The sequence below is a fragment of the Streptomyces sp. NPDC001093 genome (genome assembly GCF_040298985.1).
Lineage (GTDB): Bacteria > Actinomycetota > Actinomycetes > Streptomycetales > Streptomycetaceae > Streptomyces.
The window spans coordinates 1-2,556 of sequence record NZ_JBEPBF010000097.1 but is presented as its reverse complement, the minus strand read 5'-3'; the positions used below and the strand labels follow the sequence as shown (position 1 = coordinate 2,556).

2 protein-coding genes are annotated in these 2,556 nt (G+C 75.9%); both read right to left on the bottom strand.

The window, feature by feature from the left end; genetic code table 11:
* Positions 1 to 270: 270 nt before the first annotated feature.
* Positions 271 to 1,296: a hypothetical protein gene (locus ABT288_RS34910; protein ID WP_351616596.1), complete on the bottom strand. Its 1,026-nt coding sequence runs from the start codon at positions 1,294 to 1,296 to the stop codon at positions 271 to 273.
* Positions 1,297 to 1,462: 166 nt separating this feature from the next.
* Entirely contained in the window at positions 1,463 to 2,464 is a 1,002-nt protein-coding gene (locus ABT288_RS34905; RefSeq protein WP_351616594.1) for a phosphotransferase, read from the bottom strand.
* Between the last annotated feature and the right edge of the window lie 92 nt (positions 2,465 to 2,556).

Sequence of the window (2,556 nt, the reverse complement as noted above, 5' to 3'; positions counted from 1 at the left end):
GCGGCGGTGTCGCCGTGCACGCGGCGGCCGTGCCGAGACCGAGGCCTGCGGACAGGGTCAGGAAACGCCGGCGGCCGAGGCCGTCCGACGGTGTGGTGTCGTGTGCCGGAGCCACTGCACCTCCCGGATGTGTGTCGGCTCCAGCGTTCCGACGCCCGCGCGGTCGGCGCAACCCGCGGCAGGCGCGGGAACACCGGCCGGCGGGCCGCGCGACCGCGTCGGGCCGGGCCGGCGGCGGTACGGCCGAACGGGTGACACCGTGGGATGCGGTCAGGTGCGGAAGCCGATGTGCACGTGGTCGTGATGGGTGGCGTCGCTGAAGAACTGACCGGCACCGCCGCCGGACAGCAGCACGGGGCCGCCCACGTTGTACGAGCCGGCCGCCGCCGCGTCCCGCATGAACCGCTCGATCAGACCGCGTGAGGTCGCCGGGTCGACGACCGCGTGGCCGTCGATCCGCCACACGTCGAAGGCCCGGCCCCGCGGATGGTCGCTGGGCCGGCTGGTGCCGAACACGTCCAGCGGATGCCCGGAGCGGACGACGCTCACCTCCAGCCGGTACGTCCGCGCCAGCGCGAGCATCGCCTTCGCCACGCTGGTGTGCACCTGACCACTGCGCAGATCCGCCATGGCAGCGGGCGGCAGCACGATCCGGTCGTCGGACAGCACGTTCCGGACGTCCGACGCCAAGGACGGGGCGGCCGGTCCCGGGTGTGCCGGATGCAGGGCGTCGACCGTCCAGCCGGAACCCGACCGGGAGAGGCGCACGTCGACCGTCGTCCCGCCGGCGCTCACCGTGCCGGCGCGCCGGGTCCACTGCCGGCACACCACCAGCACGCTGGCCGACCGGGACAGGATCCCGCCGTACTGCGCGTCCACGACCTGCAGCACCGCCTGGTCGGCCGTCGGCAGCAGCGGCCCGGCCTGGCCGACGAGGGACGCCGGCAGCCCGAGCGCCGCGGCCCTCGCCCGTGCGGCCGCCGCGTCGCCGTGTCCGTCGGCCCAGGCGCCGATCGCCTCCACCAGCCGCACGGCGCGCAGCTTCGCGGCCGGTTGGACCTCGGCGGACGTGGGCCGCCAGGGGGTGGTGCGCGGCAGCACGGGAGAGGGCGACGGCGACCCGGTGCCGGACGTGGCCTCCCGGGACGGGTGCGCGGCCGTGGGCCTCTGGGACGGGTGCGCGGTCCGGGCCGTACGGCCGGAACAGCCCGCCGCGCCGAGCGCGACACCGGCGAGGGCCGCCAGCACGGTACGGCGGCCGGGCGGAGGAGCGGCGGGCGTACGAGTGCGGGTCATACGGCCCAGTGTCCGCCGCACGGCACGGGGGCGGCCAGCGCGAGCGGACACGGGTTCTGACCGGATGGGGCGTGCGCTGCGGTTACGACGCCTCGGCGCACCGAACACCGGCCGTCCAGCACACGGCACCCCGGCACCCGATCGCGGGACCGGCGGTCCGACTCCCCTAGAACGGCGGGTCGTTGAAGATCTCCAGCAGGGACGCGGAGCTCTGCTCGGCGCCCGGGCCGGTGCCCGACGAGCCGGGAAACGTGCGGCCCCAGGACGCGGCGCGGCCCAGGACGCTCAGGCGCCAGCCGAGGTGTGCGGCGCGGCGCAGGTCCGCGGGCGTGCGCCCGGCGCCCGTCCAGGGCTCCAGGTAGGCGTCGAGCAGCCGGGCCAGGACCTGCGGCCCGTACCGTGCGCGCGCCTTCTCGGCGGGGATCCGCAGGCTGCAGAACGGGTGCGAGACGACCGCGTCGCCCCAGTCGAAGAAGGTGAACCGGCCCGGCGCCGGCCGGAACAGCTGGCCGTCGTGCAGGTCCGCGTGGTCGAGGGAGTCCTCGACGTCGAAGGAGGCGAGTTCGGCGCACCAGTCACTGAGCCGGGGCCGCAGCCGCTCCAGCCGTTCGCGTGCCTCCGGGAGCAGCGCGGTGCTCCTCGTGAGCAGCTCGTCGAACACCCCGGGCAGATCGGGGGTCCGGGTGGCGGGCACCCCGAGCCGCTCGATCTCGCGCGCGTGCGGGGTGAGGGCCCGCTGCAGGGTCGCGTACTGGCGCAGCAGCTCCTCCCAGGTCCGCGGCTCGACCGGCTCCCGGGCGAGCACGTCGCGGAACAGCTCCCCTCCGTCGGGCAGCAGCACCCATGCGCGTTCGGCGTCGACGGCCAGCGGCCGGAGCACATGCCCGGGCACCCAGCGGGCCAGTGCGGCGGTCAACGGGCCCTCGAAGGCGCTGGCCGGCGGATTCGCCTTGAACCAGACCGCCTCCCGCCCCTCGACGGGCACCCGCACCAGCACGGACCACGGCCGCAACCGGACACGCAGCTCTCCGCCCGCCCGCAGGCCGTGGGAGGCGAGCTGCTCCGCCACCCAGTCGAGGGCCGAGACCCGCCATGACTCGTGCTCCCACGGAGTCGGCGCGTACTGGTATCTGCTGCGGTCCACGACGATCGAGAACTCACCCTGCACCGGGCCATCTCAGCATCACGGCAGGGGGGCCGGCCACCCATTTCGTTCCGCGGCGCGCCGCAGGGCTCCCCCGGACGCGAACGCGCCCCCGG